The sequence below is a fragment of the Microbacterium sp. JZ101 genome (genome assembly GCF_053903175.1).
In genome coordinates, this window is the sequence record NZ_CP096400.1 from 1663222 (window position 1) to 1688363 (window position 25142).

Genomic DNA, 25142 nt, shown 5'->3' on the forward strand with positions numbered 1-25142 from the left:
CCGCATGCCCGATTCCCCCGATCCCCGCGCCGAGCGCGCCCTCACCCGGCGCGAGCGCCGTGAGCGCGAGCTCGCGGCGGAGGCGCGGCGCAAGCTGCCCAGCGCCGCGGCGCACGACGTCGCGGGCGCCGCCGCGCCCCTCGCCGCTCCGGCCCCCGAACGGCAGGCGGCGGAGCCCGCACCCGAGGACCGGCGTCCGGCCGGCCTCGAGGACCTGTTCGCCCCCGAGCACGCGGAGCGCCCGGCGAAGCGCAGGGGAAGCCGGCTCGGCTGCCTCATCTCCGCGCTCATCGTCCTCCTCCTGCTCGGCGGCGTCGTCGCGGGCGGTCTGTGGGTCTGGAGCGCATACGGCGAGCGCATCGCGTCGGTGATGGGATGGGACGGCCCGCACGACTACGAGGAGGGGCAGGCGACCGGCGAGGCGCTCGTCACGATCTCCGAGGGCGACACCGGAGAGGCCATCTCGCAGACGCTGCACGAGGCCGGCGTCACGCTCGAGAGCGACTCCTTCTACCGCCACCTCATCGAGACCGGCGACGAGACGACCTTCCAGCCCGGCGTGTACCAGCTGCAGAGGAAGATGACCTCGGCTGCCGCGCTCGAGGCTCTGAACGACCCCGCGACGCGCCTCGAGAACACGGTGCTCATCACGGAGGGCAGCTTCGCCGCCGACGCGCTCGAGAACATCGCGGAGGTCACCGACATCCCGCTCGAGGAGCTCCAGGCCGCGGCGGAGGACTACACGCGCTTCGGCATCCCCGAAGAGGCGCCGAGCATCGAGGGATACCTGTTCCCCGCGACGTACACGTTCGATCCCGACGCGACCGCGGACGACGTCATCCGCGTGCTCGTGGACGAGATGTTCGAGCGCCTCGACGCACAGGGCGTCGCGCCCGAGAACCGCTTCGAGATCCTCACGATGGCCGCGCTCGTGCAGCGCGAGGCCGGCGGCGAGGACGACATGCCCAAGATCGCGCGCGTGTTCTACAACCGCGTCGAGCAGGGCATGCTCCTGCAGTCCGACGCGACGGTCGCCTACGGCGCCGACAGCACCCACACCGTGTGGACGACCGACGAGCAGCGCGCCGACGCGTCGAACCCGTACAACACGTACGTGCACGAGGGGCTGCCCGCAGGACCCATCGGCCTCCCCGGCGAGGCCGCGATCGCCGCGGCCATCTCGCCCGCGGAAGGGGACTGGCTGTACTTCGTGCCGGTCGACCTCGCCACCGGCGAGACCGTGTTCTCGAGCACCCTCGCCGAGCACGAGGCCGCCGTGGCACGCCTCCAGGAGTGGTGCAGGGCGAGCGAGGAGAACTCGACCTACTGTGAGTGAGATCCGTCTCGAGGTCTGGGGCGACCCGATCGCGCACAGCCGCTCGCCGCAGCTCCACGGGGCCGCGTACCGCGTGCTCGGGCTCGACTGGGTCTTCGAGCGGCGGCGGGTCTCCCGCGACGCGTTCGACGCCGCTCTCGCGGAGCGCGCATGGCGCGGTCTCGCCGTGACGATGCCGCTCAAGGAGCAGGCGCACCGCGCGGCGGCGTGGCGCGGGCGACGCGCCGAGCTCACGGGCGCGGTCAACACGTTGTTCTTCGGCACGCCGTCACCCGACCTGCCGGGCATCGCGCAGTGGGACGGCGAGGGGCCGCTCGGGTTCAACACCGACGTCGGCGGGATCGTCCGCGCGCTCGACGAGCTCGGCATCAGGCGGCTCGAGACCGCGCGCATCGCGGGGGCGGGCGCGACCGCGTCCTCCGCGCTCGTCGCGGTGGGGGAGATGGGCGCGCGTCGCGTCGACGTCGTCGCCCGCAGCGCCGAGCGCGCGGCGCCGCTCGTGGCGATCGGCGAGCGCGCGGGGATCGACGTGCGGGTGTCGTCGTTCGACCATCCGCACGCGCCGGTCGACCTCACCATCGCGACGCTCCCCGGCGGGGCGGAGCTGCCCGGTGCGCAGGCCGACCGCCTCGCGGCGGCCGGAGGGCCGCTCTTCGACGTGGCGTACGCGCCGTGGCCCTCGGCGCTCGCCCGACGCTGGGCGGACGGCGATGCGCACTCGGGTCTCGGGATGCTGCTGCATCAGGCGGTTCTGCAGGTGCGGATCTTCACGACGGGCGACCCCGAGGCGCCCCTCGACCGCGAGGACGAGGTCGTGGCCGCGATGCGCTCCGCGCTCATGGGAGACTAGTGGCCATGCTCCGCGTGCTGACCGCCGGCGAATCGCACGGCCCCGAACTCATCGCCATCATGGAGGGACTGCCCGCAGGCGTCCCCGTCACGGCCTCCGCCATCCAGGAAGACCTGCAGCGCCGCAAGCTGGGCTACGGGCGCGGATCGCGCATGAAGTTCGAGCAGGACGAGCTGTCGATCTCGGGCGGCATCCGCCACGGCCTCAGCATGGGCAGCCCGATCGCCCTGCGCATCGGCAACACCGAGTGGCCGAAGTGGACCGAGGTGATGAGCGCGGAGCCCGTCGAGCTCACCGAGAAGTCGCGCGGGCGCGGCGCCCCGCTCACCCGGCCGCGCCCCGGGCACGCCGACCTCGTGGGCATGCAGAAGTACGGCTTCGACGAGGCACGGCCGATCCTCGAGCGCGCGAGCGCCCGCGAGACCGCCGCCCGCGTCGCACTCGGCGCCGTGGCGCGGTGCTTCCTCGGCGAGCTGGGCATCCGCCTCGTGAGCCACACGCTGTCGATCGGCCCCGTGCGCGTGCCGGAGGACGCGCCGCTGCCCGCGCCCGACGACGTCGCAGCGCTCGACGCGGATCCGCTGCGCTGCTTCGACGCGGACACGAGCGCGCGGATGGTCGCGGAGGTCGATGCCGCCAAGAAGGACGGCGACACGCTCGGCGGCATCGTCGAGGTGCTCGCGTACGGTCTGCCCCCGGGGCTCGGCTCGCACGTGCACTGGGACCGCCGCCTCGACGCGAAGCTCGCGCAGGCGCTCATGAGCATCCAGGCGATCAAGGGCGTCGAGGTCGGCGACGGCTTCGAGACCACCCGGCGCCGCGGGTCGCAGGCGCACGACGAGCTGTTCGCCGGCGACGACGGCATCGTGCGCGGCTCCGACCGCGCGGGCGGCACCGAGGGCGGGATGTCCACGGGCACGGTCCTGCGCGTGCGGGCCGGCATGAAGCCGATCGCGACCGTGCCGCACGCGCTCCGGACGATCGACGTCGCGACCGGCGACACCGCGTCGGCGCATCACCAGCGCTCCGACGTCTGCGCCGTGCCGGCTGCCGGCGTCGTCGCCGAGGCGATGACGGCGATCGTGCTGGCCGAGGCCGTGCTCGAGAAGTTCGGCGGCGACTCGGTCGCCGAGACGCGCCGCAACCTCGAGGCCTACCTCGCCGCGATCCCCGAGACGCAGCGCACGGCCGCCCTCGCGCATGACGCCGTCCTCTGACGGCCACGCGGCAGGCGCGATCGTCTTCGTCGGCCCCATGGGCGCCGGCAAGTCGAGCCTCGGCAAGCGCGTCGCGCGCGCGCTCGGTCTCCCGTTCACCGACACCGACACCGCGATCGTGCGCGCGCATGGCCCGATCGCCGAGCTCTTCGCGCGCGAGGGCGAGGCGCGGTTCCGCGAGATCGAGCGCGAGGCCGTGCGCACGGCGCTCGAGGGGGGCGGCGTCGTGGCGCTCGGGGGAGGCGCCGTCCTCTCCGCCGAGACGCGCGAGCGCCTGCGCGCGCACCGCGTCGTGCTCCTGACGGTCGATGAGACCGCGATCGCCCACCGCATCCGGGGGCACAAGCGCCCGCTGCTCAACGGCGACGTCGATCCGGTGGCCGAGTGGGCGCGCATCCGCGCCGAGCGCGAGCCCCTGTACGCGGAGGTGGCGGACGCCGTGTTCGACACGTCGCGCGGCCCGACCCAGCGCACGGTCGAGCGGATCGTGGCGTGGCTGCGCGGCGACGAGCCGGCCGACGACGAGACGACAGCGCGCGCGGCGCGCACGGAGGAGGAGTCATGAGCGACACCGTGATCAGCGTGGCCGGCACGCCAGGGTACGACGTCATCGTCGGCAGCGGGGTGCTCGCGCGCCTCGGCGAGGTGCTCCCGCCGGCTGCGAAGAAGGTGCTCGTCGTGCACCAGCCCTCGCTCGGGGCGCGCGCGGAGGAGCTGCGCGAGCGCCTCATGGGCGACACGGTGCGCGAGGTCCTCCTCGCCGAGGTTCCCGACGCGGAGCAGGCCAAGCGCGTCGAGGTCGCCGCGTTCTGCTGGCAGATCATGGGCCAGGCCGACTTCACGCGCACGGACGCGGTCGTCGGGCTCGGCGGCGGCGCCGTGACCGACCTCGCGGGCTTCGTGGCGGCCACGTGGCTGCGCGGCGTCGACGTCGTGCAGATCCCCACGACCGTGCTCGGCATGGTCGATGCGGCCGTCGGCGGCAAGACCGGCATCAACACCGCGGAGGGCAAGAACCTCGTCGGGGCGTTCTGGGCGCCCCGCGCCGTGCTGTGCGACCTCGACCTGCTCGCGACCCTGCCGCAGAACGAGGCCGTCGCGGGATTCGCCGAGGTCGTGAAGGCCGGCTTCATCCGGTACCCGGAGATCCTCGACATCGTCGAGGCCGATCCAGCCCGTGCGACCGACCCGTCGACCCCCGAGTTCCGCCGCTGCATCGAGCTCGCGATCCGGATGAAGGCCGACGTCGTGGGGGAGGACTTCCGCGAGTCGGGCGTGCGCGAGACGCTCAACTACGGCCACACCCTGGGCCACGCGATCGAGCACGCGGAGCGCTACCGCTGGCGGCACGGCGCGGCCGTCTCGATCGGCATGATGTACGCCGCCGAGCTGTCGCGACTCGCCGGCCGGCTCTCGGATGCCGCCGTCGACCGCCACCGCGCCATCCTCACCGCGCTCGGGCTGCCCACGACGTACCGGATGGGCGCGTGGACGCAGCTGCTGGCCACCATGCAGCGCGACAAGAAGGCGCGCGCGGGCATGCTGCGGTTCGTGCTCCTCGACGACATCGGGAAGCCGACGGTCGCGCAGGCGCCGGACGAGTCGCTCCTCTTCGCGGCATACCAGGAGATCGGCGAGGAGGACGCGGGTCGCATCCTCCAGGCCGGCCGACCCCGTGACTAGGATGGCCCAACAGCACCCGAGAGTCCCTCTCGTCACCCAGAAGGAAGGCGTCGCGATGATGCAGCTCCGCTCCCGTGCGATCACCGCACTGCTCGTCACCGGCACGGCCGGCCTCGCCCTCGCAGGATGCGCCTCCGGCGCCGGCGAGGAGCCGGCCGAGGAGGGCGGCGTCTCCCTCGTCGAGCCCGGCACGTTCACCGTCTGCTCCGACATCCCCTACGAGCCGTTCGAGTTCATCGACGACAACGGCGACACCGTCGGCTTCGACATCGACATCGCCAACGAGATCGCGGCCGACCTGGACGCCGAGCTCGAGGTGATCGTCGACTCGTTCGAGTCCATCCAGTCGGGCCTGTCGTTCGACAAGTGCGACGCGGCGATCTCCTCGATCTCGATCACCGAGGAGCGCAAGGGCAACATGGACTTCTCCGAGCCCTACATGGACGACGACCTCACGCTCATCGCGAGCGCGGACTCCGGCATCACCGACCTCGAGTCGGCGGTCGGCAAGCAGGTCGGCGTGCAGTCGGGGACGACGGGCGAGGCGTACGCGCAGGAGAACGGCATCTCGCCGATCGGCTTCGAGAACGCCGGCCTCCAGCTCGAGGCGCTCAAGGCCGGGACGGTCGACGCCGTGCTCGGGAACGTCTCGGTCCTCGCGTACGGCGTGAAGGACGAGGAGGGCTTCGAGCGCGTGGCCGACTTCGAGACCGGCGAGAAGCTCGGCATCGCGGTCGAGAAGGGCGACACGGCGCTGCTCGAGGTCGTGAACGGCACCCTGCAGCGCCTGACCGAGTCCGGCGAGCTCGACGAGCTCAAGGCGACCTGGTTCGGCGAGGGCTCCTAGGCGGGGCGCCCGATGGCACTCACCGCACGCCAGCGCGCGCGGACGGCGCAGTACGTGCAGGCCGGGGTCTTCGTCGCGCTGATCGTCGTCCTGGCGATCGTCATCGACTGGCCGCGGATCCTCGACTCGTTCTTCGACTTCCCGGCCGTCGCGGGGATGTTCCCCGGGATCATCCTCGTCGGGCTCAAGAACACGATCGTCTACACGATCGTGTCCTTCGCGCTCGGCCTCGCGCTCGGGATGCTCCTGGCGCTCATGAAGCTGTCGTCGTTCGCGCCGTACCGCTGGATCGCGACCGCGTACATCGAGTTCTTCCGCGGCATCCCCGCGCTGCTCGTGTTCATCGCCTTCGGGTTCGGCGTGCCGGCCGCGTTCCCGGGGACGCGCTGGCCGACGATCCTCGTCGTGATGCTCTCGCTCGGGATCGTCGCCGCCGCGTACATCGCCGAGACGCTCAGGGCGGGCCTGCAGGCCGTCCCGCGCGGCCAGTACGAGGCCGCGCGGTCGCTCGGGATGCCCGGATGGCGCGCGATGCTCACGATCGTCATCCCGCAGGCGTTCCGGATGGTGCTGCCCCCGCTGACGAACGAGTTCATCCTCGTCACGAAGGACACGTCGCTCATCTACGTGATCGGCCTCGCCGCCGAGAGCTTCGAGCTCACCAAGCTCGGCCGCGACGGCATCCTGCAGTACGGCGCCGGCATCACCCCGCTCGTCGTCGCGGGCGCCATGTACCTCATCATCACGCTGCCGCTCAGCCAGCTGTCGCGGCGCTTCGAGTCGCGCTCGGCGCGGACCAGGCGATAGACGTCGGAGGACGAGACATGACCGGCACATCCGAGAACGCCGCGCAGTTCGGCGTCGTGATCCGCGGCCTGCGGAAGTCGTACGGCTCGAACGAGGTGCTCAAGGGCATCGACCTCGAGGTCGCTCCCGGGGAGGTCGTGTGCCTCATCGGGCCGTCGGGCTCGGGCAAGTCGACGCTGCTGCGCTGCGTCAACCTCCTCGAGGAGCCGACCGGCGGCGCGATCGAGGTCGGCGGCCGCGAGGTCACCGACCCCGACCTCGACATCGACGAGCTGCGCCGCCACGTGGGGATGGTGTTCCAGCAGTTCAACCTGTTTCCGCACCTCACGGTGCTCGAGAACTGCACGGTCGCGCAGCTCAAGGTCCTGCGGCGGCCGAAGGCGGAGGCCGAGCGCATCGCGCAGGCCAACCTCGACCGCGTGGGGCTGGGCGCCCTCGCGGGACGGTACCCCGACCAGCTGTCGGGCGGCCAGCAGCAGCGCGTCGCGATCGCGCGATCGCTCTCGATGGACCCCCACCTCATGCTGTTCGACGAGCCGACATCGGCTCTCGATCCCGAGACGGTCGGCGACGTGCTCGCGATCATGCGGCAGCTGGCCGACGACGGCATGACGATGCTCGTCGTCACCCACGAGATGGAGTTCGCGCGGGTCGTCGCGGACCGCGTCGTCTTCATGGACGGCGGCGTCGTCGTGGAGGAGGGCCCGGCGGCGCAGGTGATCGGCAACCCGCAGACCCCGCGCATGCAGGACTTCCTGAAGCGGGTCATCCATCCGACGCACGTCGATCTGAACTAGGATCTTCTCTCGGCCCGTCCGCGGGCCCTGAGTTCTCTCGACGAATCCACACGAACGGATCACTTACGCACATGGCATCCACCGCAGACATCAAGAACGGCGTCGTCCTCGCCATCGACGGACAGCTCTGGAGCGTGGTGGAGTTCCAGCACGTCAAGCCCGGCAAGGGCGGCGCGTTCGTGCGCACCAAGCTGAAGAACGTCGTGTCCGGCAAGGTGGTCGACCGCACGTTCAACGCGGGCGCCAAGGTCGACATCCAGAACGTCGACCGCCGCGACTTCACGTACCTCTACAACGACGGCGACTCGTTCGTCTTCATGGACGCGACGGACTACGACCAGATCAACGTGCCGGCCGCCGTCGTCGGCGACGCGTCGAACTACCTGCTCGAGAACCAGCTCGTCACGATCGCGCTGCACGACGGCCAGCCGCTGTACCTCGACATGCCGGCGTCGGTCGTGCTCGAGATCACGTACACCGAGCCCGGCCTGCAGGGCGACCGCTCGTCGGCCGGCACGAAGCCCGCGACCGTCGAGACGGGCGCGGAGATCCAGGTCCCGCTGTTCCTCGAGACCGGCACGAAGGTCAAGGTCGACACCCGCACGGGCGACTACCTCGGCCGCGTGAACTGAAGCCGCGCGAGTGAGCGCACGCACCAAGGCGCGCAAGCGCGCCCTCGACATCCTCTTCTCCTCGGACGTCCGCGGCGACGCCCTCGAGGTGACGCTCGCCGCGGAGGCGAAGCGCGCGGCGGGGGAGCCCGCCCGACAGGCGTCGTGGCTGTACGCGCGCGACATCGTCGACGGCGTGATCGACCACCGCGACGAGATCGACGAGCAGATCACGACGCACAGCCGCGACTGGAGGCTCGAGCGCATGCCCGCGGTCGACCGGGCGCTGCTGCGCATCGGCACGTGGGAGATCCTCTTCAACGACGAGGTCCCGACGGCCGTCGCGATCGACGAGGCCGTGGAGCTCGCCAAGGAGCTCTCCACCGAGGAGTCCGGCGCCTTCGTGCACGGCGTCCTCGCGCGCATCGCGCGCTCGAACTGACCTCGGTCCGCTCCGCGTGCCCGCGCCGTACGTCCCCGTCGACGCCATCCGCAGGATGGCGGACGACGGAGCGTACGCGCGCGGGCTCGCGTACTTCCAGGAGGGCGCGGTCGAGCACGCGCGGTGGATGACCGACGGCGTCACCCTGACCGCGCGCGTCGCCGGATCGTCGGCGCGCAGCTACACCGTGCGGGTGCGGTTCGACGCGCGGACGTCGGCGATCGTCGCATCGCAGTGCAGCTGCCCCCTGCGCAGCCGCTGCAAGCACGTCGTCGCGGCGCTGCTCGCGGGCAACGCGCAGCAGCGGAACGCCGCGCAGGGGCGGCGCCCCGACGGAGCCGGCGCCTCGTGGCGCAGCCTCGTGACGCCCGCCGAGACCGCGACGGCGCCCGACACGGTCCCGCTCGCGCTCGGGGTCGAGCTGCGGCACCGGCCAGCGCGCTCGGCGAGCGGATGGCAGGCGCGGCGCGCCGAGGCCGCGCATCCGCGTCAGCTCGAGCGCGGCACGGCCGGCGAGCTGTTCGTGGGGCTGCGGCCGCTCCTGCGCAGCGACCGCTCGGGCGCGTGGATCAAGGGCGATGCGTCGTGGGACGCGGTCCGACGCCCCGGCAGCCGATTCCCGCACGCGCAGTCGCGCTGGTTCGCCGAGCTCTACAGCATCGCGCGCGACGTGTTCCGGCTCGACGCGTTCGGCGATGGATCGGAGTGGCTCACGCTCGACTCGATCCCGTCCGCCCTGCTCTGGACGCACCTGCGCGTGGCCGACGGCCTCGGCATCCCCCTCGTGCCGACGCAGAAGCTCCTCGACGTGCGGCTCGCGCGGTCGGCGTCCGCGCGGGTGCGCATCGACGAGGCGGACGACGGCGCGCTGAGCGTGCGGGCGGAGATCGAGATCGACGGCGCGCCGGTCGACCTCGCCTCGGTCCGCCCTGTCGCGCGCTCGGGCGTCTACGCGTTCGCTTCTGAGGGCGGACGCATCTCCCTCACGCTCGCACCGGTCGCGCTGGCCGATCCGGTCGCCCTCCTCGTCGGCGCGCAGGGCGAGCTCGACGTGCCGGCCGAGGATGCGGAGGAGTTCGTCCGCGACGCCCTGCCCGTGATCGCGCGCCGGGTCGAGGTGCGTGCTCCCGAGGGCATCGAGGTGCCGGAGCGGCCGGCTCCGCAGGCGGTGATCGCCGTGACGTTCCATCCCGGCGACCGCACGACGTATGCGCTGTCGTGCGCCTACGCGGGGCTCGCGCGCCATCCGCTGGGCGAGCCGGGCGGCCCGGCCTCGCCGGACCCGGATCGGGACGGCGCGGCCGAGGCGGCGCTCGCGGAGCGCATCGCGCGCGCGTGGGAGGGCGCTGCCGACGTGCCGTTCGCCCCGTCGGGCGAGCTGCGCGACGTCGACGCGGCGGAGTTCTCGGAGCGCATCCTGCCCGCGCTCGAGGCGGAGGGCGTCCGCGTCGAGACGAGCGGCTCGCGGCGGCGGTACCGCGAGCTCGCCGGCGTGCCAGAGATCTCGGTCTCGACCGTCGAGAGCACCGACGCCGACTGGTTCGATCTCGGCGTCGTCGTGACCATCGACGGCCGCCGCATCCCGTTCGCCCCGCTCTTCACCGCGATCAGCCAGCGCCGCAAGAAGCTGCTGCTCGCCGACGGCGACTACTTCTCGCTCGCGCACCCGGCGCTGCAGCGGCTCCGCGATCTCGTGGACGAGGCCGCGACACTGTCGGAGTGGGAGGCCGGACCGCGCATCAGCCGCTATCAGACGGCGCTCTGGGCGGACTTCGAGGACCTCGCAGACGAGTCCGCGCCGGCGGCGTCGTGGCGCGCGACGGCCGAGGGCCTGCGCGACATCGACCGGATCGAGCCGACCCCGCCGCCTGCGGGGCTCGCGGCACGTCTGCGGCCCTACCAGCAGGCGGGTCTCGACTGGCTCGCGTTCCTGTGGCGGCATCGCCTGGGCGGGATCCTCGCCGACGACATGGGGCTCGGCAAGACGATCCAGATGCTCGCGCTCATCCTGCACACGCGCGAGGCGGGGGAGCGGCGCCCGTTCCTCGTCGTCGCGCCCACGTCCGTCACCGCGACCTGGCGCGACGAGGCGGCGCGCTTCGCGCCATCGCTGCGCGTCCACCGGATCGACGCGACGCGCACGAAGCGGTCGGGCACGCTCGCCGACGCCGCGGCCGAGGCCGACATCGTCGTGACGTCGTATGCGCTGCTGCGGCTCGACGCGGCGGAGTACGCGGGGGTCGAGTGGGCGGGCCTCATCCTCGACGAGGCGCAGTTCGCGAAGAACCCGCAGACGGGCGTGCACCGGGCAGCGGCCGACCTCAGAGCCGACGTGACGTTCGCCGTGACGGGCACCCCGCTCGAGAACGGGCTCTCCGAGCTCTGGGCGCTCCTCTCGCTCGCGGCCCCCGGGCTGTTCCCCTCGGCACGGCGGTTCCGCGAGGAGTACATCGGGCCGATCGAGAAGGGGAAGGTCCCCGAGAACCAGGAGGGCGCCGACTACCGCGAGCGCCGCCTCGCCCGCTTGCGCCGCCGCATCCGCCCCCTCATGCTCCGGCGCACGAAGGAGCTCGTCGCGGACGACCTGCCGCCCAAGCAGGAGCAGAGGCTGCACGTCGAGCTGAGCGCCGCGCACCGCGAGGTGTACGACACCGTGCTGCAGCGCGAGCGCCAGAAGGTCCTCGGGCTGCTCGACGACCTCGACCGCAATCGCTTCATCGTGTTCCGGTCGCTCACCCTCCTGCGCCTGCTGAGCCTCGCGCCCGAGCTCGTCGATCCCGCGCACGCGCACATCCCCTCGAGCAAGCTCGACGCGCTCGTCGAGCAGCTGTCCGAGGTCATCGCCGAGGGGCACAGGGCGCTCGTCTTCAGCCAGTTCACGTCGTACCTCGACATCGTCGCCGCGCGACTCGATCGCGAGGGCATCGCGCACGCGCACCTCGACGGCTCGACCCGCGACCGTCCCGCCGTCGTGGAGTCCTTCCGCTCGGGCGACGCGCCGGTCTTCCTCATCAGCCTCAAGGCCGGCGGATTCGGGCTCACGCTCACGGAAGCCGACTACGTGTACCTCCTCGACCCCTGGTGGAACCCCGCGGCTGAGGCGCAGGCCGTCGACCGCGCGCATCGCATCGGGCAGACCAAGCAGGTGATGGTCTACCGGATGATCGCGGCCGACACGATCGAGGAGAAGGTCATGGCCCTGCAGGAGCGCAAGGCGCGCCTGTTCTCGGCGGTCATGGACGACGACGCGCTCTTCTCGCAGGCGCTCACGGCCGACGACATCCGCGGCCTGCTCGAGCCCTGACGCGCACCCGGTAGACTGGAGCCATCTGCACCTTTAACACCGTCCCGTGAGGCGGAGAAGGGAGCGGCGGATGAGCACGAGAACCGTGCTGCATGACGCTGACATCGCCCGTGCCCTGACGCGGATCGCCCACGAGATCCTCGAGTCCAACAAGGGCCCCGACGACCTCGTCCTCCTCGGCATCCCGACCAGGGGCGTCACGCTCGCCCGTCGTCTCGCGGCGCTCGTCGAGCGCTTCGGCGGCCGCCCCGTGCCCGTCGGCTCGCTCGATGTCACGATGTACCGCGACGACCTCGCGAAGCACCCCACGCGCGCGCCGCGCCCGACCGAGATCCCGCCCGGGGGCATCGACGGCCGGACCGTCGTCCTCGTCGACGACGTGCTCTTCTCGGGCCGCAGCATCCGCGCTGCGCTGGACGCCCTCAACGACATCGGCCGCCCGTCCGCCGTGCGCCTCGCGATCCTCGTCGACCGCGGCCACCGCGAGCTCCCGATCCGCCCCGACTTCGTCGGCAAGAACCTCCCGTCCTCGCGCGCCGAGCGCGTGAACGTGCGCCTCGCCGACGTCGACGGGGAAGAGCACGTGTCGATCGAGACGGCCGGCTGATGCGGCACCTGCTCGACACCCGCACGCTCGGCCGCGCTGACGCCATCCGCATCCTCGACGTCGCGGAGGACATGGCCGACACCCAGGAGCGCGAGGTCAAGAAGCTGCCGACCCTGCGCGGCCGCACGGTCGTCAACCTCTTCTTCGAGGACTCGACCCGCACGCGCATCTCGTTCGAGGCCGCCGCGAAGCGCCTCTCCGCCGACGTCATCAACTTCTCGGCGAAGGGATCGAGCGTCTCGAAGGGCGAGAGCCTCCAGGACACCGCGCAGACCCTGCAGGCGATGGGCGCCGACGCCGTCGTCATCCGGCACGGCGCGTCCGGAGCGCCGCGCACGCTCGCGACGAGCGGCTGGATCTCGGCCGGCGTCGTGAACGCGGGCGACGGGACGCACGAGCACCCGACGCAGGCGCTCCTGGACGCCTTCACGATGCGCAAGCGCCGGTACGGGGCGGCCAGTCGCGGTCGCGACCTCGCGGGCTACCGCGTCGCGATCGTCGGCGACATCCTGCACTCGCGCGTCGCGCGGTCGAATGTCTGGCTCCTCGCCACCCTCGGCGCCGAGGTCACGCTCGTCGCGCCGCCGACGCTCCTCCCGCAGGACGTGTCGCAGTGGCCCGTGACCGTGCGCTACGACCTCGACGAGGCCATCGCCGCGCGGCCCGACGCGCTCATGATGCTGCGGATCCAGCTCGAGCGGATGAACGCCGCCTATTTCCCCTCGGAGCGGGAGTATTCGCGGCGCTGGGGCCTCGACCCCGAGCGCTTCGCCACGCTGCCGGAGGATACGATTGTCATGCACCCCGGGCCCATGAACCGGGGACTGGAGATCTCCGCAGCCGCAGCCGACTCGCCCCGGGCCACCGTGCTCGAGCAGGTGCGAGCCGGCGTGTCGGTGCGGATGGCCGTGCTCTACCTGCTGCTCGCGGGGGAGCGGGAGAGCGAGGGAACGAAGTGACCGAGTCGACATCCCTTCTCATCCGAGGAGCCGCGATCGAGGGCGGCGAGACGGCCGACATCCTCGTCGAGGACGGCCGCATCGCCGAGGTCGGCACGGGCCTCAGCCGGGCCGGCGCCCGCATCATCGACGCCGCAGGGCTCATCGCGCTGCCCGGTCTGGTCGACCTCCACACCCACCTGCGCGAGCCCGGCTACGAGGCGAGCGAGACCATCCTCACCGGCACCCGTGCCGCGGCCGCTGGCGGCTTCACGGCCGTGTTCGCGATGCCCAACACCTCTCCCGTCGCGGATGTCGCGGGCGTCGTCGAGCAGGAGCTCGCGCTCGGCGAGGCGGCGGGCTACGCGACCGTGCAGCCGATCGGCGCCGTGACCGTCGGCCAGAAGGGCGAGCGCCTCGCCGAGCTCGGCGCGATGGCCGACTCGCGTGCGCGCGTGCGCGTCTTCAGCGACGACGGGTTCTGCGTGTGGGATCCGCTCATCATGCGCCGGGCGCTCGAGTACGTGAAGGCGTTCGACGGCGTCGTCGCCCAGCACGCGCAGGACCCCCGCCTCACGGAGGGCGCCCAGATGAACGAGGGCGTCGTCTCGGCCGAGCTGGGGCTCGCGGGATGGCCGGCGGTCGCCGAGGAGTCGATCATCGCGCGCGACGTGCTCCTCGCCGAGCACGTGGGCTCGCGCCTGCACGTCTGCCACCTGTCGACCGCGGGGTCGGTCGACATCATCCGATGGGCGAAGAAGCGCGGCATCGACGTGACCGCCGAGGTCACGCCGCACCACCTCCTCCTCACGGACGAGCTCGTGCGCGGGTACGACGCGCGCTTCAAGGTCAATCCGCCGCTGCGGCGCGAGGAGGACGTCCTGGCCGTGCGCGAGGGCCTCGCGGACGGCACGATCGACATCGTCGCCACCGACCACGCGCCGCATCCCGCCGAGAGCAAGAGCTGCGAGTGGGCGGCCGCGGCCAACGGCATGGTCGGCCTTGAGAGCGCGCTGCGCGTCGTGCACGAGGCGATGGTCGCGACGGACCTCATCGGATGGCAGGACGTCGCGCGGGTCCTGTCGAAGGCGCCCGCCCGGATCGGGCGGCTCGCGGGGCACGGCACGCCGATCGCGGCCGGCGAGCCGGCCGAGATCGCGCTCTACGACCCGCGGCCGTCCGCCCCGTTCGGCGCAGCCGACCTGCGCGGACGCAGCGCGAACTCGCCCTACCTCGGGCGCGAGCTGCCCGGTCGCGTGATGTGGACCATCCACCGCGGCTCCCTCACGCTCGCCGACGGCGAGCTCGTCGAGCGGGAGGGCGCATGAGCGCGTACCTCCCCGGCCTCCTCATGATGGCGGCGATCGCGGCGGTCATCCTCGGCGCGATGGCGTGGGGATGGCGCCGACGATCCCGGCGGGACGCCGGCACCTCCGCGCCCGTGCGCGCGGCGGAGGGCGCCGAGACGGCCCGCTTCGACGGCCTCTACGTGGCCACGACCCGCCACGACCAGCCGCTCGATCGGCTCGCCGTGCGGCACCTCGAGTTCCGGGCGAAGGCCGGCGTCACGGTGACGGACCGCGGCGTCGCCCTCGACCTCGCCGGGGCGCCCGGCATCTTCCTCCGCGCGGACGAGCTCGTCGGCGCGGGCCGCGCGACCTGGACCATCGACCGCGTCGTCGAGACGGACGGCCTCGTGCTCATCGCGTGGCGCGCCTCCGACGGCACCATCTGCGATTCCTATGTGCGCCTTCAGGGCGGCGATCCCGACGCGCTCGTCGCGGCGATCGAAGACCTGCGCACCTCCCCGACCCCCACAGGAGCGACCTCATGACCTCTCTGCTCGACCGCGACCCCGCGGTCCTCGTCCTCGAAGACGGCACGCGCTTCGCCGGTTACGCCTACGGTGCGCGCGGCACGACCCTCGGCGAGGTCGTCTTCTCGACCGGCATGACCGGCTACCAGGAGACGCTCACCGACCCCTCGTACGCGGGTCAGATCGTGCTGCAGACCGCGCCGCACATCGGGAACACCGGCGTCAACACCGAGGACCCCGAGTCCCGCCGCATCTGGGTGTCCGGCTACATCGTGCGCGACCCCAGCCGGGTCGTGTCGAACTGGCGCGCGGAGGAGCCGCTCGACGCGGCGCTCGAGCGCGACGGCGTCGTCGGGATCAGCGGCATCGACACGCGCGCCGTGACCCGTCACATCCGCTCGGCCGGCTCGATGCGCGGCGGCGTGTTCTCGGGCGAGGCCGCCGGCCTCGCCGCCGACGAGCAGCTGCGCATCGTGACCGAGGCGCCCGCGATGGCCGGCCGCAACCTCTCGGCCGAGGTCTCGGTCGATGTCGCCGCCGTCACGCCCGCGCAGGGCGACCGCATCGGCAGCCTCGCCGTCATCGACCTCGGCATCAAGCAGGCGACGGTGGAGAACCTCGCCCGACGCGGCTTCGAGGTGCACGTGCTGCCGCAGAGCACGACCTTCGAGGAGCTCAAGGCCATCGACCCCGTCGCGGTGTTCTACTCGAACGGCCCCGGCGACCCCGCCGCGAGCGACGCCCACGTCGCCCTCCTGCAGAGCGTGCTGCGCGACGGCCTGCCGTTCTTCGGCATCTGCTTCGGCAACCAGCTCCTCGGCCGCGCGCTCGGCCTCGGCACCTACAAGCTGCCCTTCGGCCACCGCGGGATCAACCAGCCGGTGCGCGACAAGCTCACGGGCCGCGTCGAGATCACGGCGCACAACCACGGGTTCGCCGTGGACGCCCCGATCGACGAGGTCTTCGAGAGCCCCGCCGGGTTCGGCCGCGTCGAGGTCAGCCACGTGGGCCTCAACGACGACGTCGTGGAGGGCCTGCGCGCCCTCGACATCCCCGCGTTCTCCGTGCAGTACCACCCCGAGGCCGCGGGCGGTCCGCACGATGCCAACTACCTCTTCGACCGCTTCGTCGACATGGTGCGCGACACCATCTCGGCTCGCTCCGCTCGCTCAACGTCCGAGGAAGACAATGCCTAAGCGCCCCGACATCCAGTCCGTGCTCGTCATCGGGTCGGGCCCGATCGTGATCGGCCAGGCCTGCGAGTTCGACTACTCCGGCACCCAGGCGTGCCGCGTGCTCCGGGAGGAGGGCGTCCGCGTCATCCTCGTGAACTCGAACCCCGCGACGATCATGACCGACCCCGACTTCGCCGACGCGACGTACATCGAGCCGATCACGCCCGAGGTCATCGAGACGATCATCGCGAAGGAGAAGCCCGACGCGATCCTGCCGACCCTGGGCGGCCAGACCGCGCTGAACGCGGCGATGGCCCTGCACGAGCGCGGCATCCTCGAGAAGTACGACGTCGAGCTCATCGGCGCCAAGGTCGACGCCATCCGCAAGGGCGAGGACCGCCAGGTGTTCAAGGAGCTCGTCGTCGAGGCGGGCGCCGAGGTCGCGCGCAGCCGCATCGCCCACACGATGGAGGAGGTGCTCGAGGCGGCAGAGGACCTCGGCTACCCGCTCGTCGTGCGCCCCTCGTTCACGATGGGCGGCCTGGGGTCGGGCTTCGCCTACGACGAGGCGGACCTGCGCCGCATCGCGGGCGCGGGCCTGCACGAGTCGTCCACGACCGAGGTGCTCCTCGAGGAGTCGATTCTCGGCTGGAAGGAGTACGAGCTCGAGCTCATGCGCGACACGGCCGACAACACGGTCGTCGTCTGCACGATCGAGAACGTCGACCCGGTCGGCGTGCACACGGGCGACTCGATCACGGTCGCCCCATCGCTCACGCTCACCGACCGCGAGTACCAGCGCCTGCGCGACATCGGCATCGACATCATCCGCGCCGTGGGCGTCGACACCGGCGGCTGCAACATCCAGTTCGCGATCAACCCCGAGAACGGGCGCATCATCGTCATCGAGATGAACCCGCGCGTCTCCCGCTCGTCGGCGCTCGCGTCGAAGGCGACGGGCTTCCCGATCGCCAAGCTCGCGGCCAAGCTGGCCCTGGGCTACCGCCTCGACGAGGTGCCCAACGACATCACGCAGGTCACGCCGGCCTCGTTCGAGCCCACGCTCGACTACGTCGTCGTCAAGGTCCCGCGCTTCGCGTTCGAGAAGTTCCCGGCCGCCGACCCCACGCTCACCACGACCATGAAGTCGGTCGGCGAGGCCATGGCGATCGGCCGCAACTACACGACCGCCCTGCAGAAGGCGCTCCGCTCCGTCGAGAAGCGCGGCTCGAGCTTCCACTGGGGTGAGGAGACGCGCTCGGTCGAGGAGCTCCTCGAGACGATCAAGACGCCCACCGACGGCCGCATCGTCGACGTGCAGCAGGCGCTGCGCCTCGGCGCGACGGTCGAGCAGGTGTTCGCGTCGACGGCCATCGACCCGTGGTTCCTCGACCAGATCGTCCTCATCAACGAGGTCGCGCAGGCCGTCGCCGACGCCGCGGAGCTCGACGAGCAGGCCATCCGCCTGGCCAAGGACCACGGATTCTCGGACGTCCAGATCGCGCAGCTGCGCGGCCTGTCCGAGGCGGAGGTGCGCGGCATCCGCCACGGCCTCGGCATCCGCCCGGTGTTCAAGACGGTCGACACGTGCGCGGGCGAGTTCCCCGCGCAGACGCCGTACCACTACTCGAGCTACGAGTCCGAGACCGAGGTCACGCCGTCCGACCGCCGCAAGGTCGTCATCATCGGCTCGGGCCCGAACCGCATCGGCCAGGGCGTCGAGTTCGACTACTCGTGCGTGCACGCCTCGTTCGCGATGAGCGACGCCGGATTCGAGACGGTCATGGTCAACTGCAACCCGGAGACGGTGTCCACCGACTACGACACCTCCGACCGCCTGTACTTCGAGCCGCTCACGCTCGAGGACGTGCTCGAGGTCCTTCACGCCGAGGCCCAGTCGGGCGAGATCTTCGGCGTCATCTGCCAGCTCGGCGGGCAGACGCCCCTCGGGCTCGCGAAGGGCATCGAGGACGCGGGCTACCGCATCCTCGGCACGAGCCCCGCGGCGATCGACCTCGCCGAGGAGCGCGGCCTGTTCTCCGAGATCCTCGAGCGCGCCGCCCTCGTCGCGCCCCGCAACGGCACCGCGACCGACGTCGAGGGCGCCGTCGCGATCGCCGAGGAGATCGGCTACCCCGTGCTCGTGCGCCCGAGCTTCGTGCTCGGCGGGCGCGGCATGGAGATCGTGTACGACACGGCGAGCCTGCGCGACTACTTCGTCCGCATCGCCGACCAGGCCATCATCGGCCCCGGCCAGCCGCTCCTCGTCGACCGCTTCCTCGACGACGCCGTGGAGATCGACGTCGACGCGCTCTACGACGGGCACGAGCTCTACGTGGGCGGCATCATGGAGCACCTCGAGGAGGCCGGCATCCACTCGGGCGACTCGAGCTGCACGCTGCCGCCGATGTCGCTCGGCCGCACCGAGATCGACCGCGTGCGCGAGGCGACCCTCGCGATCGCCCAGGGCGTGGGCGTGCGCGGGCTGCTGAACGTGCAGTTCGCGATCAGCGCCGGCGTGCTCTACGTCATCGAGGCGAACCCCCGCGCGAGCCGCACGGTGCCGTTCGTGTCGAAGGCGCTCGGCATCCCGCTCGCGAAGGCGGCGAGCCGGGTCATGGCGGGCACGACGATCGCCGAGCTCAAGGCGGAGGGCATGCTGCCTGAGCAGGACGGCTCGCGGGTCTCGCTCGACACGCCCGTCGCCGTCAAGGAGGCCGTGCTGCCGTTCAAGCGCTTCCGCACGCGCGAGGGCGCGGTGGTCGACTCCGTGCTCGGCCCGGAGATGCGCTCGACGGGAGAGGTCATGGGCATCGACCGCGACTTCCCGACCGCGTTCGCGAAGAGCCAGGCGGCCGCGTACGGCGGGATCCCGCTGTCGGGCACCGTGTTCATCTCGGTGGCCGACAGCGACAAGCGCGACGTCATCCTGCCCGCGCACCGTCTGCGCCAGCTGGGCTTCCGCCTGCTCGCGACCGAGGGCACCGCCGAGATCCTCATGCGCAACGGCATCGAGGTCGAGGTGGTCCGCAAGTACAGCGAGACGCAGGACTCGGGCGTGCCGAACATCGTCGACCTCATCAACGAGGGGCGCGTGGACATCATCGTGAACACCCCCAGCGGGATGTCGGCGCGCGCGGACGGCTACGAGATCCGCGCCGCGGCGGTGGGCGCCGACAAGGCGCTCTTCACGACCATCTCGGTGCTCGGCGCCGCGGTGAGCGCGATGGACTCGATGGGCGGCGGCTTCGGCGTGCGCAGCCTGCAGGAGTACGCCTCCGACCGCGTCCAGCGCGAGGCGGCGGTGAGCGCGTAGTGCCGTCGTTCGGAGAGCGGGTCCGCGCCGTCCTCGACGCGCGCGGCCCGCTCTGCGTCGGGATCGACCCGCACCTTCCGCTGCTCGCGCAGTGGGGTCTCGAGGCGGATGCCGCGGGCGCGCGGGCGTTCGGGCTGCGCGTCGTCGAGGCGGCCGCGGGGCGCGCGGGCTTCGTCAAGCCGCAGGTGTCGTTCTACGAGCGCTTCGGGTCGGCGGGGATCGCCGCTCTCGAGGACGTGCTCGCGGCGGCGCGCGCGGCCGATCTCGTGGTGATCGCGGACGCCAAGCGCGGCGACATCGGATCGACCATGGACGCGTACGGCGCGGCGTGGCTCACGCCGGGGTCGCCGCTCGAGGCCAACGCGCTCACGGTGAGCCCGTATCTGGGCGTGGGCGCGCTCGAGGGCACGCTGGCCCTCGCGGATGAGCACGGCAAGGGCGCGTTCGTCCTCGCCGCAACGAGCAACCCCGAGGCGACCGCCCTCCAGCGTGCGACCGCCGACGGCTCGAGCGTCGCGGCGGCGATCGTGGCCGAGGTGTCGGCGCGCAACGCGCGCGTCGCGCGCGAGGGGGAGTGGGGCAGCACGGGCTTCGTCATCGGCGCCACGGTCGACTGGCACGCGGCGGGGCTGGCGCCGTTCGCTCCGCCCGCGCCCATCCTCGCGCCAGGGTTCGGGTTCCAGGGCGCCGCCGCGGCCGCGCTGCCCGAGGTCTTCCGCGAGATGGCGCCGTGCGTCATCGCATCCGAGAGCCGCAGCATCCTCGCCGCCGGCCCGGACGGCCTCGCCCAGGCGATCGCCGACGCCGCGGCCGCCTACCGGGGATCGTCGGAGGGAGAAGCCGATGTCTGAGAGCACCGCACCGGGCCGTCCGAAGCCGCCCGAGGTGGACCGCGCCGCCGCATCGCGGAAGGCGGTCGCCGCGCGGCGTGCGCGGGCGAGCCTCAAGCGCGACCTCGCGACCCGCGTCGTCACGCCGCAGGAGGTCCTGCGCCGGGCCGAGGCCGACCCGCAGTCCGCGGCCGGCACGATGCGCGTGCCCGAGTTCCTCATGGCGCTCCCCGCGATCGGCGAGGGCAAGCGCGACCGCGTGCTCGAGGAGCTGGCGATCTCGCCGGTCAAGCGGCTGGGCGGCCTCGGCAGCCGGCAGCGGCACGCTCTGCGCGGCTGGCTCGATAGTCGGATGCCCGAGCCGCAGGCGCGGCCCGGCCGGAGCCGGCTCATCGTCCTCGCCGGGCCGACCGCGGTGGGCAAGGGAACGGTCGCGGCGCACATCCGCGAGCACCACCCGGAGCTCCTCATCTCGGTCTCCGCGACCACGCGCGCGCCGCGGCCGGGGGAGGTCGACGGCCAGCACTACTACTTCGTCGACGACGCCGAGTTCGATCGGCTCATCGCGGACGGCGAGCTGCTCGAGTACGCGGTCGTGCACAACCGGCACCGCTACGGCACGCCGCGCAAGCCGATCGAGCGGGCCCTCGCCGAGGGGCGCGCCGTGCTGCTCGAGATCGACCTGCAGGGCGCCCGTCAGGTGCGCGCGGCCGATCCGTCGGCGACGCTCGTCTTCCTTCTCCCGCCGAGCTGGGACGAGCTGACCGCGCGGCTGGTCGGGCGCGGCACCGAGGACGAGGAGGAGCGGGCCCGTCGCCTGCGCACGGCGCGCACCGAGCTCGCCGCGCAGAACGAGTTCGATTTCCGCATCGTGAACGAGTCGGTCGCCGAGGCCGCGCGCCAGGTCGTAGACTTGGTGCAGGCGTCCGCGCGCTGACACCCGCGCGCCATCCCGCCATGGTCTCGACGAGCGACCGACGTCGCCGAACAGGAGGACTGCTATGAGCAGTGAGCACAAGGGCATCATCGACCCGCCCATCGACGAGCTTCTCGACAAGGTCGACTCGAAGTACCAGCTGGTGATCTACGGCGCCAAGCGCGCGCGTCAGATCAACGACTACTACACGGACCTCCACGAGGGGAACCTGTTCGACAACGTCGGGCCCCTCGTCGACTCGTCGGTCGAGGACAAGCCGCTGACGATCGCGCTGCACGAGATCCACCAGGACAAGCTGCGCCTGCGCCCCGCGGAGTGACCGCGTAAGAACTCGTCACACCGACAGGGCCTCCGTCACCGCGTGTCGGGGGCCCTCGTCATACTGGAGGGCGCGGTGCCCGCAGGCGCCGCGCCCGCCCGATCGTCTGGAGCCGCCATGAGCCTGCGTCTGTTCACGTCCGAGTCGGTCACCGAAGGACACCCCGACAAGATCTGCGACCAGATCTCGGACAGCATCCTCGACGGGCTCCTGGCGGTCGACCGCGACAGCCGCGTGGCCGTCGAGACGCTCGTGACGACCGGGCTCGTGCACGTCGCGGGCGAGATCCGCACCGACGGCTACGTCGAGATCCCCGCGATCGTGCGGCGCGTGATCAACCGCATCGGCTACACCTCGAGCGACATGGGCTTCGACGGAGACTCGTGCGGCGTGAGCGTCTCGGTCGGCGAGCAGTCGAGCGACATCGCGCACGGCGTCGACAAGGCGCTCGAGCAGCGCGAGGGCGACTCGATCGACCGCTTCGACGTGCTCGGAGCGGGAGACCAGGGCATCATGTTCGGCTTCGCCACGAACGAGACCCCGCAGCTCATGCCGATGGCGGCATGGACGGCGCACCGGCTCGCCGAGCGCCTCACGGAGGTGCGGCGCAGCGGCGAGCTGCCGTTCCTGCGCCCCGACGGCAAGACCCAGGTCACGCTCGGCTACGAGGGATTCACCCCCCGGACGATCGACGCGGTCGTGCTCTCGACGCAGCACCACCCGAAGATGACGCAGGAGGAGCTCCGCGACGAGGTCGAGAGGTCGGTCATCCGCCCCGTCCTCGAGCAGACCGGGCTCGACGCCGAGGGCGTCAAGCTCTACATCAACCCCGCAGGGCCGTTCGTGACGGGCGGTCCGAAGGGCGACGCGGGCCTCACGGGGCGCAAGATCATCATCGACACGTACGGCGGCGCGTCGCGCCACGGCGGCGGCGCCTTCAGCGGCAAGGACCCGTCGAAGGTCGACCGCTCGGCCGCATACGCCATGCGGTGGGTCGCGAAGAACGCGGTGGCGGCGGGACTCGCCGATCGCCTCGAGGTGCAGGTCGCGTACGCGATCGGCAAGGCGAACCCGGTGGGCCTGTACGTCGAGTCCTTCGGGACGGGCAAGGTCTCGGACGACGTGATCATCCGCGCGATCGAGCAGGTCTTCGACCTGCGCCCCGCGGCGATCATCGAGCACCTCGACCTGCTGCGCCCGATCTACGCGCAGACCGCCGCGTACGGCCACTTCGGCCGCGAGCTGCCCGACTTCACCTGGGAGCAGACCACGCGCGTCGAGGAGCTGCGGCGCGCCGCAGGGCTCTGACGACGGGACGCGGGCGATGACACGCCGCATCGCGCGCGTGCAGCTCGACTCCCCGCTGCCGCAGCTCGACCGGCTCTTCGACTACGCGATCCCGCGCGAGCTCCTCGACGACGTCGCGCAGGGCGTGCGGGTGAAAGTGCCCCTGCGGACGGCCGGGCGGGTCGTCGAGGGCTTCGTCGTCGAGATCGACGACGAGGACGATGCCGACCGGCCGCTGTCGGAGATCGACCAGGTCGTCTCGAGCGCGCCCGTTCTGCCCGAGCGCCTCTACCGTCTCGCGCGCGCGGTCGCCGACCGTGCGGCGGGCTCCGCCGCGGACGTCCTGCGCCTCGCCGTGCCCAAGCGGATGGTGAGGGCCGAGAAGGCGTGGCTCGCGTCAGAGGCGCGCACGGCGCCGGTGGTGCTGTCGGCGGAGCGGCGGCGGGCCGAGGCCGTGCTCGAGGAGTTCCCGACGCTGCGCGAGCAGCTGCTCGCGGGGGAGCGCGTCGCGGTGGATGCGCCGCCGCGGCTCGTCGACGGCCGGCCGGCGTGGGCGCGCCTGCTCGCGGCCGCCGCCGCCACGATGCTCGCCGCCGGACGCTCGGCGATCGTCGCGGTCCCCGACCACCGAGATCTCGACCTCCTGCAGGAGCAGCTCCTCCCGCTGGTCCCGGACGGGGCGATCGTCCGCCACGATGCGGGTCAGTCCGGCCCCGAGCGCTACGCGGGATACCTGCGCACGCTCGAGGCCGCGCCGTGCATCGTGATCGGCAACCGCTCGGCCGTCTACGCACCCGTGAGCGACGCGGGGCTCGTCGCGATCTGGGACGACGGCGACCCCCTGCTCGAGGAGCCGCTCGCGCCGTACGCCCACGCGCGCGACGTCGCTCTCGTGCGTCAGAGCATCGACGGCTGCGCGCTCCTGTTCGCCGGGCACACGCGGACGACCGACGTCGAGCGGCTCGTGTCGATCGGGTTCGTCGGGGAGGTGCAGGCGCCGCGCCGGATCGCGCCGCGCGTGGTGCTCAGCACGGCTCCCGAGCACGAGCAGGTCGCCGCGCGCATCCCGTCGGCGAGCTTCCGCGCCGTGCGCGAGGCGATCGCCGAGGGACCCGTGCTCGTCCAGGTCGCGCGTCCGGGCTATGCGCCGTCGCTCGTGTGCGCGGACTGCCGCACGCCGACGCGCTGCGCCCACTGCGGAGGACCGCTCCACGCGCGAGCGCGCGGTGCGACGCCCGTGTGCGCGTGGTGCGGGCGGTCGGCTCATGCGTGGTCCTGCCCGCAGTGCTCATCGACGCGGCTCCGGCTCGCGTCATCGGGCAGCGAGCGCACGGCCGACGAGCTCGGTCGCGCGTTCCCCGGTGCGCGGGTCGTCGTGGCCGACAGCGCGCATCCCGTCCGGGAGGTCGACGACCGGCCGGCGCTCGTCGTCGCGACGCGCGGCGCCGAGCCGCTCGCGCCGGGCGGCTACCGCGCCGTGCTCCTCCTGGACGGCGACCGCATGCTCCAGGCGCCCGACCTCAGGATCGGCGAGCACTGCCTGCGCTGGTGGTCGAACGCCGCGGCCCTCGCGGCGCCCGACGCGCCCGTGCATCTCGTCGGGGTGACGGGGCCGGTCGGCCGAGCCCTCGCGAGCTGGACGCAGCCGCACTACGCCCGGCTGGAGCTCGGCGAGCGCGCGCCCCTGCGCATGCCGCCGGCCTCGCGCGTGGCCCGGCTGGAGGGCGACACGTCGGCCGTCGACGCGGCGCTCCGCTCGCTCGCGGAGGACGTGCCGGGGCTCCCGCTCGACGCGATCCTCGGGCCGGTGCCGATCGATCGCGACGGGTATCCGGGCTCGCGCGCGCTCATCCGCTTCGACTACGGCCGCGGACCGGCGGTGACCCGGTCGCTGCGCGCGTCGGTCGTCGCGGCGGCCATGAAGGCCCGCGGCCGCGCGAAGGACTCACGAAGCCGCAAGGCGGCCCGCAATACACTCGCAGTGCGCGTCGACATCGCCGACCCCGAGCTCTGAAGGACCAGC

22 protein-coding genes are annotated in these 25142 nt (G+C 72.4%); all 22 read left to right on the forward strand.

Annotated features, from left to right (window positions below):
* Positions 1-4: 4 nt before the first annotated feature.
* The 22 genes from mltG (at position 5) to M1D56_RS07815 (ending at position 25133) form a co-directional block, all read left to right on the forward strand.
* Positions 5-1336, forward strand: a complete 1332-nt coding sequence (mltG, locus tag M1D56_RS07710; RefSeq protein WP_421075485.1) for an endolytic transglycosylase MltG — start codon at positions 5-7, stop codon at positions 1334-1336.
* Positions 1329-2186, forward strand: a complete 858-nt coding sequence (locus tag M1D56_RS07715) for a shikimate dehydrogenase family protein (RefSeq protein WP_421075486.1) — start codon at positions 1329-1331, stop codon at positions 2184-2186. The genes mltG and M1D56_RS07715 overlap by 8 nt, the downstream gene beginning before the upstream one ends.
* A gap of 5 nt (positions 2187-2191) precedes the next feature.
* Positions 2192-3403 (forward strand): chorismate synthase, encoded by a 1212-nt coding sequence (gene aroC, locus M1D56_RS07720; RefSeq protein ID WP_456285148.1) that lies wholly within the window; start codon positions 2192-2194, stop codon positions 3401-3403.
* Positions 3387-3968: a shikimate kinase gene (locus tag M1D56_RS07725; RefSeq protein ID WP_421075488.1), complete on the forward strand. Its 582-nt coding sequence runs from the start codon at positions 3387-3389 to the stop codon at positions 3966-3968. The genes aroC and M1D56_RS07725 overlap by 17 nt, the downstream gene beginning before the upstream one ends.
* Complete coding sequence (aroB, locus tag M1D56_RS07730) at positions 3965-5086, forward strand: 3-dehydroquinate synthase (RefSeq protein ID WP_421075489.1); 1122 nt, start codon at positions 3965-3967, stop codon at positions 5084-5086. Before M1D56_RS07725 ends, aroB begins: the two co-directional genes overlap by 4 nt.
* Before the next feature lie 55 nt (positions 5087-5141).
* A complete protein-coding gene (locus M1D56_RS07735) occupies positions 5142-5933 on the forward strand; it encodes an ABC transporter substrate-binding protein (protein WP_309299952.1) in 792 nt (263 codons plus the stop codon).
* 12 nt (positions 5934-5945) lie between these two features.
* A complete protein-coding gene (locus tag M1D56_RS07740; RefSeq protein WP_421075490.1) occupies positions 5946-6740 on the forward strand; it encodes an amino acid ABC transporter permease in 795 nt (264 codons plus the stop codon).
* A 17-nt stretch (positions 6741-6757) separates the two neighbouring features.
* Positions 6758-7537: an amino acid ABC transporter ATP-binding protein gene (locus M1D56_RS07745; RefSeq protein WP_324011348.1), complete on the forward strand. Its 780-nt coding sequence runs from the start codon at positions 6758-6760 to the stop codon at positions 7535-7537.
* A 71-nt stretch (positions 7538-7608) separates the two neighbouring features.
* On the forward strand, positions 7609-8169 hold the full coding sequence (gene efp, locus M1D56_RS07750) for an elongation factor P (RefSeq protein WP_271171786.1): 561 nt from the start codon (positions 7609-7611) through the stop codon (positions 8167-8169).
* A 10-nt stretch (positions 8170-8179) separates the two neighbouring features.
* The gene (gene nusB / locus M1D56_RS07755) at positions 8180-8590 is read left to right on the forward strand and encodes a transcription antitermination factor NusB (RefSeq protein WP_271171787.1); all 411 of its coding nucleotides are present in this window, start codon (positions 8180-8182) and stop codon (positions 8588-8590) included.
* Between the two features lie 16 nt (positions 8591-8606).
* Positions 8607-11894 (forward strand): DEAD/DEAH box helicase, encoded by a 3288-nt coding sequence (locus tag M1D56_RS07760; RefSeq protein WP_421075492.1) that lies wholly within the window; start codon positions 8607-8609, stop codon positions 11892-11894.
* Positions 11895-11964: 70 nt separating this feature from the next.
* Entirely contained in the window at positions 11965-12501 is a 537-nt protein-coding gene (gene pyrR / locus M1D56_RS07765) for a bifunctional pyr operon transcriptional regulator/uracil phosphoribosyltransferase PyrR (RefSeq protein WP_271171789.1), read from the forward strand.
* Positions 12501-13460, forward strand: a complete 960-nt coding sequence (locus M1D56_RS07770; RefSeq protein WP_271171790.1) for an aspartate carbamoyltransferase catalytic subunit — start codon at positions 12501-12503, stop codon at positions 13458-13460. The genes pyrR and M1D56_RS07770 overlap by 1 nt, the downstream gene beginning before the upstream one ends.
* Positions 13457-14767 carry a dihydroorotase gene (locus tag M1D56_RS07775; protein ID WP_456285149.1) on the forward strand — a complete coding sequence of 437 codons (1311 nt, stop codon included), beginning with the start codon at positions 13457-13459 and terminating at the stop codon, positions 14765-14767. Before M1D56_RS07770 ends, M1D56_RS07775 begins: the two co-directional genes overlap by 4 nt.
* The gene (locus tag M1D56_RS07780) at positions 14764-15273 is read left to right on the forward strand and encodes a PH-like domain-containing protein (RefSeq protein WP_282977679.1); all 510 of its coding nucleotides are present in this window, start codon (positions 14764-14766) and stop codon (positions 15271-15273) included. Before M1D56_RS07775 ends, M1D56_RS07780 begins: the two co-directional genes overlap by 4 nt.
* Entirely contained in the window at positions 15270-16451 is a 1182-nt protein-coding gene (carA, locus tag M1D56_RS07785; protein ID WP_282977680.1) for a glutamine-hydrolyzing carbamoyl-phosphate synthase small subunit, read from the forward strand. Before M1D56_RS07780 ends, carA begins: the two co-directional genes overlap by 4 nt.
* Positions 16444-19746 (forward strand): carbamoyl-phosphate synthase large subunit, encoded by a 3303-nt coding sequence (gene carB, locus M1D56_RS07790; protein ID WP_456285150.1) that lies wholly within the window; start codon positions 16444-16446, stop codon positions 19744-19746. The genes carA and carB overlap by 8 nt, the downstream gene beginning before the upstream one ends.
* Positions 19746-20597 carry an orotidine-5'-phosphate decarboxylase gene (gene pyrF, locus M1D56_RS07795; RefSeq protein ID WP_456285151.1) on the forward strand — a complete coding sequence of 284 codons (852 nt, stop codon included), beginning with the start codon at positions 19746-19748 and terminating at the stop codon, positions 20595-20597. Before carB ends, pyrF begins: the two co-directional genes overlap by 1 nt.
* The gene (gmk, locus tag M1D56_RS07800; RefSeq protein ID WP_271171796.1) at positions 20590-21513 is read left to right on the forward strand and encodes a guanylate kinase; all 924 of its coding nucleotides are present in this window, start codon (positions 20590-20592) and stop codon (positions 21511-21513) included. The genes pyrF and gmk overlap by 8 nt, the downstream gene beginning before the upstream one ends.
* A 64-nt stretch (positions 21514-21577) precedes the next feature.
* Positions 21578-21832 carry a DNA-directed RNA polymerase subunit omega gene (gene rpoZ / locus M1D56_RS07805; RefSeq protein WP_156241330.1) on the forward strand — a complete coding sequence of 85 codons (255 nt, stop codon included), beginning with the start codon at positions 21578-21580 and terminating at the stop codon, positions 21830-21832.
* A 117-nt stretch (positions 21833-21949) separates the two neighbouring features.
* The gene (gene metK, locus M1D56_RS07810; protein WP_271171797.1) at positions 21950-23140 is read left to right on the forward strand and encodes a methionine adenosyltransferase; all 1191 of its coding nucleotides are present in this window, start codon (positions 21950-21952) and stop codon (positions 23138-23140) included.
* A 16-nt stretch (positions 23141-23156) separates the two neighbouring features.
* Positions 23157-25133, forward strand: a complete 1977-nt coding sequence (locus tag M1D56_RS07815) for a primosomal protein N' family DNA-binding protein (RefSeq protein ID WP_456285152.1) — start codon at positions 23157-23159, stop codon at positions 25131-25133.
* Positions 25134-25142 lie beyond the last annotated feature (9 nt).

Excerpts from the sequence above, each read along its gene's own strand:
- pyrR (WP_271171789.1), top strand. The coding sequence starts at position 11,965 with ATGAGCACGAGAACCGTGCTGCATGACGCTGACATCGCCCGTGCCCTG.
- gmk (WP_271171796.1), top strand. The coding sequence starts at position 20,590 with ATGTCTGAGAGCACCGCACCGGGCCGTCCGAAGCCGCCCGAGGTGGAC.
- rpoZ (WP_156241330.1), top strand. The coding sequence starts at position 21,578 with ATGAGCAGTGAGCACAAGGGCATCATCGACCCGCCCATCGACGAGCTT.
- M1D56_RS07770 (WP_271171790.1), top strand. The coding sequence starts at position 12,501 with ATGCGGCACCTGCTCGACACCCGCACGCTCGGCCGCGCTGACGCCATC.
- M1D56_RS07725 (WP_421075488.1), top strand. The coding sequence starts at position 3,387 with ATGACGCCGTCCTCTGACGGCCACGCGGCAGGCGCGATCGTCTTCGTC.
- M1D56_RS07745 (WP_324011348.1), top strand. The coding sequence starts at position 6,758 with ATGACCGGCACATCCGAGAACGCCGCGCAGTTCGGCGTCGTGATCCGC.
- aroC (WP_456285148.1), top strand. The coding sequence starts at position 2,192 with ATGCTCCGCGTGCTGACCGCCGGCGAATCGCACGGCCCCGAACTCATC.
- efp (WP_271171786.1), top strand. The coding sequence starts at position 7,609 with ATGGCATCCACCGCAGACATCAAGAACGGCGTCGTCCTCGCCATCGAC.
- carA (WP_282977680.1), top strand. The coding sequence starts at position 15,270 with ATGACCTCTCTGCTCGACCGCGACCCCGCGGTCCTCGTCCTCGAAGAC.
- carB (WP_456285150.1), top strand. The coding sequence starts at position 16,444 with ATGCCTAAGCGCCCCGACATCCAGTCCGTGCTCGTCATCGGGTCGGGC.
- M1D56_RS07815 (WP_456285152.1), top strand. The coding sequence starts at position 23,157 with ATGACACGCCGCATCGCGCGCGTGCAGCTCGACTCCCCGCTGCCGCAG.
- M1D56_RS07780 (WP_282977679.1), top strand. The coding sequence starts at position 14,764 with ATGAGCGCGTACCTCCCCGGCCTCCTCATGATGGCGGCGATCGCGGCG.
- metK (WP_271171797.1), top strand. The coding sequence starts at position 21,950 with ATGAGCCTGCGTCTGTTCACGTCCGAGTCGGTCACCGAAGGACACCCC.
- aroB (WP_421075489.1), top strand. The coding sequence starts at position 3,965 with ATGAGCGACACCGTGATCAGCGTGGCCGGCACGCCAGGGTACGACGTC.
- M1D56_RS07735 (WP_309299952.1), top strand. The coding sequence starts at position 5,142 with ATGATGCAGCTCCGCTCCCGTGCGATCACCGCACTGCTCGTCACCGGC.
- mltG (WP_421075485.1), top strand. The coding sequence starts at position 5 with ATGCCCGATTCCCCCGATCCCCGCGCCGAGCGCGCCCTCACCCGGCGC.
- M1D56_RS07740 (WP_421075490.1), top strand. The coding sequence starts at position 5,946 with ATGGCACTCACCGCACGCCAGCGCGCGCGGACGGCGCAGTACGTGCAG.